8 protein-coding genes are annotated in these 9,559 nt (G+C 50.4%); 4 read left to right on the forward strand and 4 right to left on the reverse strand.

The window, feature by feature from the left end:
- Positions 1 to 73 precede the first annotated feature (73 nt).
- The 3 genes from shc to WG31_RS07065 form a co-directional block, all read right to left on the reverse strand.
- Positions 74 to 2,236, reverse strand: a complete 2,163-nt coding sequence (gene shc / locus WG31_RS07055; protein ID WP_063354060.1) for a squalene--hopene cyclase — start codon at positions 2,234 to 2,236, stop codon at positions 74 to 76.
- A gap of 55 nt (positions 2,237 to 2,291) precedes the next feature.
- Complete coding sequence (locus WG31_RS07060) at positions 2,292 to 2,846, reverse strand: TetR/AcrR family transcriptional regulator (protein WP_063354061.1); 555 nt, start codon at positions 2,844 to 2,846, stop codon at positions 2,292 to 2,294.
- A 168-nt stretch (positions 2,847 to 3,014) separates the two neighbouring features.
- Entirely contained in the window at positions 3,015 to 3,596 is a 582-nt protein-coding gene (locus WG31_RS07065; RefSeq protein WP_063354062.1) for a TetR/AcrR family transcriptional regulator, read from the reverse strand.
- Between the two features lie 136 nt (positions 3,597 to 3,732).
- Between WG31_RS07065 and WG31_RS07070 the strand changes: the two genes are divergently transcribed.
- Together WG31_RS07070 and nhaA are read left to right on the forward strand one after the other, a co-directional pair.
- The gene (locus WG31_RS07070) at positions 3,733 to 4,917 is read left to right on the forward strand and encodes a lipase family protein (RefSeq protein ID WP_063354063.1); all 1,185 of its coding nucleotides are present in this window, start codon (positions 3,733 to 3,735) and stop codon (positions 4,915 to 4,917) included.
- Between the two features lie 100 nt (positions 4,918 to 5,017).
- Positions 5,018 to 6,253: a Na+/H+ antiporter NhaA gene (gene nhaA / locus WG31_RS07075; protein WP_063354064.1), complete on the forward strand. Its 1,236-nt coding sequence runs from the start codon at positions 5,018 to 5,020 to the stop codon at positions 6,251 to 6,253.
- 64 nt (positions 6,254 to 6,317) lie between these two features.
- Here nhaA and katE read toward each other — a convergent pair whose 3' ends face one another.
- On the reverse strand, positions 6,318 to 8,453 hold the full coding sequence (gene katE / locus WG31_RS07080) for a catalase (RefSeq protein WP_063354065.1): 2,136 nt from the start codon (positions 8,451 to 8,453) through the stop codon (positions 6,318 to 6,320).
- A 180-nt stretch (positions 8,454 to 8,633) separates the two neighbouring features.
- On the opposite strand from katE, the gene arfB reads away from it, so the two are divergent.
- Entirely contained in the window at positions 8,634 to 9,056 is a 423-nt protein-coding gene (gene arfB, locus WG31_RS07085; protein WP_006115479.1) for an alternative ribosome rescue aminoacyl-tRNA hydrolase ArfB, read from the forward strand.
- A gap of 242 nt (positions 9,057 to 9,298) precedes the next feature.
- Positions 9,299 to 9,517: a hypothetical protein gene (locus WG31_RS07090; protein WP_063354066.1), complete on the forward strand. Its 219-nt coding sequence runs from the start codon at positions 9,299 to 9,301 to the stop codon at positions 9,515 to 9,517.
- The last annotated feature ends 42 nt before the right edge of the window (positions 9,518 to 9,559 follow it).

Below are 9,559 nucleotides of genomic sequence, written 5' to 3' on the forward strand. Positions count from 1 at the left end.
TATGTGTGCAGCATTTCACGCAAAAAGGATACAGGAGAGTAATCCTGTATCCTTATGGGCCACCATTGCAGCATCAGTTCCCGATTTTGATTAAACGGGAAGCACGACTAAGTGCAATAATCGGGAAAAGCTGCCGGTAAAGATCATAACGCAGCATAAAGGCGCGTGAGAGTTCGGCCCCCTGCATCAGGCGCTTTGAAATGGCCGGATCATCCAGTTTGATGGTTTGGCCCACACCGTAGCCGGGAAAGCCCGTGCCAGTGAATTCCTTTTCATTCCAGCTTCCGTCTTCTTCTTGCAAATCAATCAAATAACGGCAGCCTTTGGCGATGGCATCATAATCCTGGGGTCGGTTGGCGGCTATCAGCCCCATAAGCGCCCATGCCGTTTGAGATGGCGTTGTGGTGCCGCGGCCAATGGATTCCACTTCCATGTAGGAAGCGCAGCTTTCGCCCCAGCCACCATTTTCCTGCTGGGAGTTAATCAGCCAATCGCATGCCTTGGAAATGTAGGGCTGTGTCATGTCCTCACCCAAGGCAGCCAGAGCGGGCAGAACGGCCCCTGTGCCATACAGGTAATTCACACCCCAACGGCCAAACCACGGCCCTGTGGGGTCTTGCTCCTTGCGGATATACGCAAGCCCACGCTGAATACACGGCAGATCATGCGGAAGGCCCAACAAGCCAAACGCTTCCAGAACATGCGCTGTTACGTCTACCGATGGCGGGTCTAGAGCTTCCCCAAAATCGCAGAACGGAATTTTGGCAAGAATGCCCTTATTGTTGTCTTTGTCAAAAGCACCCCAACCACCGCAAGAACTCTGCATAGCTACCAGCCACCGAACACCACGGCCAATGGCTTCTTCTACGCCTTTGGCTTTCCATTCTGGCCTGTTGCGGCAGGATGCAAGGGCAATGAGTGCAACGGCGGTATCATCTGTATCGGGGTATCTGTCATTGGCGTATTCAAACGCCCAACCGCCGGGTTCTGTGTTGGGGAGCTTAACAGACCAATCCCCTTTTACGCGCACTTGGCGGGATAGCAGCCAATCCAGAGCTTTATCCATTTCTGGGGTAAAGCGTTCTTCGGCATTGGCATCATGCAGCGCCATGAGGGAGAGCATAGTATCCCACACTGGGCTGTTTGTGGCCTGAATCCAGCTGGCATCTCCTTTATCATGCCGCCAACCGGGATCATTCAGCGCATCAAGGGCCTTGGCCATAACAGGATGATGGAATTGGTAACCCTCACCATGCAGGGCCATCAGACCATACACCCACGGCGGCTGAATGCCCCCCCATCCGCCATCTGCATCCTGATGCCAGATAATCCATTCCAGCACGTCTTTAATGGCGGCTTCCCGCGAAGGAGCGCGCTTGAGGAAAGAGGTTTGGAGCCAATGCAGCCCTTTGTCAGCCATACGGAAGAAATCGGCAATAACATCCCTGCCCTCTTTGGTGGGCAGTTCGTAATCAAAGTTTTCCCGGCCACCCGGGAAAAGGGCATCCAGCCGATCCTGCGGACGCAATGGACGGGATGGACGACGCGCAGACAAAATAGCCAGCGGCATCATGGTAGCACGGGCCCACTGCGCAAAGTTGTAAATGGAAAACACAAAATTATTGGGGAACCAGATAATTTCTGGCGGAAGATTAGGTGTTTTCTCCCACGGCCATTCCCCAATCAGGGCCAGCCAGTAACGGGTGAATACACGCACATTCTTCAGGCCGCCTTTGCTGATAATCCACGCTGCGGCTTTACTAACTGTTGGGTCATCTTCTGCGTAACCCAAAGATCTGAGTGCTGCATAGGCTTCCACCGTTGCGTTGATATCACCACTACCAGCGCCATAATATGTGCCCCAAGATCCATCCGGACGCTGCATTTCAAGTAGCGCCTTACCCAGACGTGGCCGCAAAGGGTGGTCTTCCAGCCCCAAAAACCACAGGGCCAAACACCATTCAGCTTCCATGGAGGCATTGGAACCAACAGATCCAACCCAATGTCCATCGGGCTTTTGCTGTTTCATCAACCATTCACAGGCAGAAGAGAGCGTATGGGTCAGGCTGTTTCCCATTGCCTTAAGGGCGGACATATCTGCCGGAACCTGTGGAGCAGGTTTTTGATGCACAATATCCGAGCTTCCAGACTGAATAAGGGTGTTAACGTTTGTTCCCTGAGTGTCTGAACCAGAACGCAAAATCTTCTTTAATGAAAAACGGCTTGCCATATTCATTGTGTCATACCTGCGCGAAATATCATGAAAGACTCATTGGTTCCTATTTTAAAGATCACGGTGTTTCTGCTTGGGGCGTAATAAGCCGCAGGCAATCTGTAAACACTGTATCCCATCCAGACTGATCCATAGCGATAAAGCCGAAGCTTCTGAGAAGAAAAGCCCCTTCCGCGGCAAAAATTGCCGTACGCGCCTGATGCGTATCTTCCGAGGTGGCGTTACAATCCCCAAACCATCCGGCGTACCATTCCCGTATCCGGTTGAGGTATTTGGGAGATTGCAGCAAGGTAATGAGCATTCCCACCATTCTGGCTTGCGTGGCGGCATCTATCTGGCGGCAGGCCATAACATAGGCGCGTGCCCGCTCTGCCAGAGAAGCCTTGGGCCCCATATACTTTGCTATTTCCAGATCAAACGCTGCTATCCAGCGATCAATCATGGCGGTAATCAGATCATCCTTATTGCCAAAGCAATACTGCAGGCCGCCTTTGGTAATTCCTGCGGCCTTGGCTACGGCATCAAGCGTTAAAGCAGTTGCCCCGCCCTTCTGAACAAGCTGTTCCGCGCTGTCCAGAACGCTCTCCCGATCAATGGTTCTGCGGCGGCCCATGCACCGTCCTTTATTATTTCAATCCGTCTGGATGGAATTAAAATGGGAGCGATGATTGTGCAACCGCATTATTGGAATGCACGGATGCATTTTTAGAATAGCAGAAAGCTATTCATTCCAAATGAAGAATCATCCATAACTATATGATAATAAATATAAAAACAAAATTTACAGCCTAAGAGCATCTTCAATAAGCGCATCCAGAGTCATGCCCTCGCCTTCTCGCGTCAGCAAGGCTTCCAAAAGGCCGTCTATCGCCAATACAGCTAGGCCATGCACTTTGGCCCACAAGGCTGCGCGTGCACCAGCACGTGTATGGGCGGAATGCTTGCCTTTTAGGTTTCCTACACATTGAGTGAGCATGGCGGATGTTTTGGCCGCAGCCGCAGCCAGATGCGGGTCTTTTCTATCAATTACATCGCTACGGAACATAAGGGTAAACAGGCCCGGATGTTGCATGGCGAATTGTACATAGGCCACGCCAACAACGTGTGGCTCTTTATTAAGCAGCGGTGTAAGCGTTGCCGCCAGTTCTTCATATCCTATTGTTGCCAGCGCACTGAGCAAGCCTGTTAAATTTCCAAAATGCGGAATTGCGGCTGTTTGTGAGACACCCGTATGGCGTGTAATGGCCCGCAGCCCTAGGGCTGTAATGCCTTGTTCCTCTAGAATGGCGCGCGCAGAACGCAAAAGAGCGATTGGCAGATCTCCATGATGGTAAGCTTTTTTAGGCTGAACAGGCTGGGCCATGATGTATTTTCCGGAATATTCGCGATAGCCATTAGAACACTTGACTTTCTTTTCTCATGCTCCATTCTTAACGTTGTTAAGTTTCAGCGTATCGGGCGGTCAAACACAAGACCAATAGCCTGAAGAAGGATATCTCTTGCGTTTTCTCCCCTCTGTTTATCATGTTTCTCGTTTGGTTGCTGGTCTTTGCCTTATGGGTGCAAGTTCCGGCGCCATTGCTGCATCGGCAACTCCATCTGGTGCGGCTGGTACGTTGACATCGTCTCAATCTTTGCCTGTAGCTTTTACATTGCCTGATGCTGGGCGATCCTTGCGCATAACCTACCTTTCCACCAATGGTATTACGGGCAAAGGGCTGGTGCCGGTTACGGCAGAAGTTATTCTACCACAAGGCAAGCCGCCTGCTGGTGGGTGGCCCATTGTCGCATGGGCGCATGGTACGGTAGGTGTTGCAGGCCACTGCGCGCCCTCTAACAATCCGTGGAGCGCACGTAACAAGCGTTATCTCTCTGAATGGATGAAACGTGGCTTTGCCGTAGTAGGTACGGATTATCAGGGTTTGGGAACCTCCGGTATTCATCCGTATCTTAACGCGCGCGTAGAAGCCTATAACCTGCTGGACAGTGTGAAGGCAGCCTTGGCCTCGGTGCCAGATTTGCAGAACAAAATCATGATTGTTGGGCAATCTCAGGGTGGTGGGGCAGCGTTTGCCTCTGCTGCGTTTGCACCAACATATGCGCCAGATTTGAATATCCGAGGCACTGTGGCCACGGGTGCGCCGTATATTACACCAGAACTGCTTAAGCAAATAGCAACCGCGCCGGATAATGCGCCGTATAATCCTGTTATGGTTTATACGCTTTATCTGGCACAGGGGCTTTCTGGGTATGATACAGCCTTTAAGCCAGAAAGCGTTTTTACAGCTAAAGCCATGCCAGCCTACCGTGCCGCAGCCAATTTATGTGTGCATGAGCTGACAGATAAGGTGAAGGCAGATGGGTTGAATTTTAGCAATTCACTTCAGCCTGACTTTGCAAAAAATCTCGCTCCAGCCTTAAAGGCCATGCAATATCCTACCATGCATCTGGCGCAACCACTGTTTATGGGCACAGGAGAGCTGGATAAGGATGTGCCACCACCGCTTCAGCTCGGGCTGGTAAAAGCTGCCTGTGCTGCTGGCACAGTGGTGCAGGCACATGTTTACAAAAGCCTGAACCATGATCAGACGGTAAATGCCTCGTTGCCAGATTCAGCTTCTTTCACGCAGGATGTTATGAACGGGCAAGCTGTTACGCCCCAATGCACCCCAACGCCGGAATAAAATTACCCAGACATATTGGGGTTTGCTGATAGGAAGAGAAGCGGCGGTTTTACGCTTTTCTTCCCTTGTGTGGGGTATGTAACGCCTTCAATATGCACGCATGACAGATACTTCCGCTGCGTGTTTTCATCGTATCCAACGTTTTTTGCAATCTCCCGCAGGAGGTGCAACAGCCCTGCTCCTCGCCTCGCTTGCAGGATTTGCCCTAGCAAACTCGGCTTGGTCTGATGGTTATGAAACCCTGATTACAATGCCTATGCGGCTGCCTTTTTTAGAGCAGCATATGCCAGATACACTCACGGCATGGGTATCTGATGGGTTGATGACGCTGTTTTTTCTGCTGATTATTCTGGAAATCAAGAAAGAGATGGTTTCGGGCCATCTTTCATCCATGCGCCAGATTGCCTTGCCATTAATTGGCGCGTTGGGGGGTATGATTGTGCCAGCGCTTACCTACCTTTTGGTAACGCATGGGCATACAGAAGCATTTCATGGATGGGCCATTCCTGTAGCCACTGATGCTGCATTTACACTGCCCGTTATTATGGCGCTGGGGGCGCGTGTTTCTGCTGGGGCGCGTGCGTGGCTTATGGCTCTTGCCATTTTTGATGATGTGTTGGGCATTGTTGTGATTGCCCTGTTTTACGGTTCTGCCCTTTATTGGCCCGCGCTGGCAGGTGTGCTTTTTGTAACCATGGCCATGATTGCTGCAAATCGGTTGTTGGATTGCAGATCTGTGTGGGTTTACGCCCTTGGGTGCTTGCTGCTTTGGGGCATGCTTTTATCTTCCGGCCTGCACCCAACGCTTGCCGGGGTTATTACTGGTCTTTGCTTGCCCGCCCAACCATGTGCAAAAAATACAGAACAAATAACACCGCTTGAAAAAGTATCCTCCGCACTAACACCTTTTGTTACGTGGCTGGTGCTTCCCCTATTTGGCTTTATGAATGTTGGGGTTTCTCTTGCTGGCGTGCATCTGGGCACGCTTCTTGCTCCTGTTCCCCTTGGCATCATATTGGGGTTGGTGGTGGGAAAGCCCGTTGGTGTGTTTGGAGCAACCATATTGTCATTCCAGTTGCGCATAGCCCCTGCCCCAGCGGCAACATCGGTGAAAATGCTTTTTGGGCTTTCCTTGCTATGTGGTATTGGTTTTACCATCAGCTTGTTTATTGCCGGTCTGGCATTTCAGGATATGGATACGGTAGTATCAGCAAAGCTGGGGATTTTTGCCGGGTCTGTTATTGCGGCCTTGGCGGGCTGGTGCTGGTTGCGCTGTTCACCCGTTACACAGCGCAGCCAGTATCCTGCAAATTATGAGGCTATGAGTAACAAATAGCTTTTGGAAAAATGGGCAGCCCTCACCCACGGTTATAAACGCGTGTGAGGGCTGATGTGTATTCTTAATCCAGCTTTTCACGTTGCCAGAAGCGGAGTGCGCCGCAGGTTTTTACAAACGCAGTGGCATCGTTTTTGCTACCAAGTTTGATGCAGCCTTTATCAACATCTTCTGCCAGACCTGCCTTTTTAAACAACGTGCCAGCTTCTGCAGAATAGCCAATAAATTTGTTATGCGTGAAAGCATCGGTCAGGAAATCTTTGGCTGCTGGATTACCGGCCAGCACTTTTGTGCCTTCCTTGGAAGCAAGAATGGCTACGGCATCGTAGAGTACAGATGGGCCGCCATCTATTTTCTGTTGCGCCGTTATCTTGGTGCCATCCGATAATGTAATGCCGCCAATTTTGGGAGCAACGACTTCATAATCGGCTTTTTCTGCCTGAAGGGCGGCAATAAGTGCCGCAAAAAGCTCTGCATCTATACCATCTGTCACCAAAATACCCATTTTTCGGCCAGCAAATGTTTTTGGCCCATTCTTAAGGATGCTGAGCGCATCAGATGGCGGAAGATCTGTGCGTGTAGGCTGTGTTCCCTGTGCGGGTTCTGGCAATGGTAAGCCCAGCCCGCCTGCTACCGTTATTGCCAGTTCCTCATCAATATGTAGCAGATGCGACACAACGCGAGAACGGATATCTGGCCGTTCCACCTTGCTCAGCTCAAACGTAATGGCGTCTGCTATATGCTTCTGCTCAATGGGTGTCTGGCTGATGTAAAACTGCCGGGACTGGCTGTAATGGTCTGAAAAACTTTCAGGCCGCAGGCGCCGTTTGGGGCCAGTTTCCTCGCTCGCAAAACTGCGAAAGCCCTGTTTGGGGTTTTCACGCGGGCCACCTGCCGCCCCCCAGCTATTCGGCTCATAATTGGCGCGGCCTACGGGATTATGCATGGCCATATGCCCATCTTGCTGAAAATGCGCCATGGGGCATTTAGGAGCATTAATGGGGATATGCGTAAAATTGGGGCTACCAAGCCGTTTGATCTGTGTATCCAGATACGAGAAATTTCGGCCCTGCAGCAGGGGATCGTTTGAGAAATCAATGCCGGGTGGCACATTCTGTGTGCAGAAGGCCACCTGCTCTGTTTCGGCAAAAAAGTTATCAACAACGCGGTTCAGTACCAGGCGGCCCACTATTCTGACAGGCACCAGTTCCTCTGGAATAAGTTTGGTGGGGTCCAGCACATCGAAATCAAACTTTTCGGCAAATTCTTCATCAAAGAGCTGTACACCAAGTTCCCATTCGGGAAAGTCTCCGCTGGAAATTGCGCTCCAGAGGTCTCGCCGATGGAAATCAGGGTCCGCCCCGTTGATCTTAACGGCTTCGTTCCACACAACAGACTGCAAGCCCTGCTTCGGCTTCCAATGAAACTTCACAAAGGTTGAGCGGTCATTGCTGTCTAAAAAGCGGAATGTATGCACCCCAAATCCTTCCATAAAACGGAAGGAACGCGGGATACCCCGATCAGACATCACCCACATGATCATATGAAAGCTTTCTGGGCTTAGCGAAATGAAATCCCAGAAGTTGTCATGGGCAGACTGCGCCTGCGGAAAATCACGGTCTGGCGCTGGTTTTACAGAATGCACCATATCCGGGAACTTGATGGCATCCTGAATGAAAAATACCGGAATATTATTGCCAACCAGATCCCAGTTGCCTTCCTTGGTATAAAGCTTGACAGCAAACCCACGGACATCCCGCGCGACATCAAATGAACCTTTAGAGCCTGCAACCGTAGAAAACCGGACAAAGGCAGGCGTGCGTTCCCCCACATTCTGAAAAATGGCGGCCCGCGTAACGTCTGCAAGGCTGTCTGTCAGTTCAAAATACCCATGTGCGCCATAGCCACGAGCATGCACAACGCGTTCGGGAATACGCTCGTGGTCAAAATGAAAAATCTTTTCCCGGAAATGGAAATCCTCCATCAACGCCGGGCCACGTGCACCGTAACGCAGAGTGTTCTGATCATCCGCTATAGGAATACCCTGAGCAGAGGTAAGTGTTGCCACATCACCACCAGCTTGCTGGTGTGTTTCTCCCCCATTACCTTGTTGCTCGGTATAGCTTGGTTCAATTTTATTTTTATCTGTTTTTAAACCATTTTTAGCAGTCTTGCTTGGCGTATTTTTTTTGACAACCATGATCTTCTCCTCGCCCGTGTTTCGGCGGGAGCGTCGTCCCTTTACATAATCTTAAATCGCGCGTTTCTAAGGTTTCGTCGCTCCCCGTGTTCTTAATTTTACGCATGAGATGCAAAATGGTTCCAACGGCAGATTTTGGGCGCACAAGCATAACAACACAAAACGTGTTATGCTGACCTTATGGCAATCTCTATCCTTCCCAACATTTCTCTGGCCGATTCCGAATTGGAGGTCACTTATATTTTAGCGTCTGGCCCTGGCGGGCAAAATGTAAACAAGGTTGCTACGGCTGCCCAATTACGGTTCGATGCGGCACATTCTGCTTCTTTGCCAGATCGCGTGCGTACGCGCTTGCTGGAACTGGCCGGAAGTCGGGCCACGCGTGATGGGGTTATTGTTATTACAGCACGACGGTTTCGCACTCAGCAGCGCAACCGTGAAGACGCAGTGGAACGTTTAGCCGCTTTAATACGTGAGGCTGCACATCGTCCGGCTTTTCGTGTTGCCACCCGGCCTAGTCGCGCAGCGCGCCAACGGCGGTTGCAGGGAAAAGCGCATCGCGCACGTATTAAACAGGGGCGCACAGTGCGGTTTGATGATTGATATTGTAAAATAAGCCAATGTGGATGGGCTGGCATTTCCTTTGAAAATTATTTTTAGCTCTGCCTTACATAGAGCCCAATCCGTTCTGGAACGTTTCATCCGTTCCTGCGTTGAATAACGGCTCAATACTTGGCGGTTAGAATTATATTCTATCTGTCTGGTTACATGATTTTCTTTCTCGAAATCTACCTAAAGTACAATCGAAACATCTGCGGCTGACTTCTCTTGGATGGAGAACGAATATGCGCACTCACTTTGTAAATAATCAGGCTCCTGCTGCTCCTTCAAAAACAAAAAAGAAGGTGGAGCAGAATATAACTGATGGTGGCAACGCAGCCAGTAAAAATGTTTTGCCAAATCCCACTCATACAGAAAACAAAATGGTAAAAAACCATACGTTTTTAGAAGAAAAAGTGCCTTCTTCCAGCGTAAAAACAAGAAAAAGCCTGTTCCGTAAATAACGAATAAAGGCCGCATTACAGCTTTGTACGGCCCTTATCAGG

The sequence above is a fragment of the Acetobacter oryzifermentans genome, assembly GCF_001628715.1.
GTDB lineage: Bacteria > Pseudomonadota > Alphaproteobacteria > Acetobacterales > Acetobacteraceae > Acetobacter > Acetobacter oryzifermentans.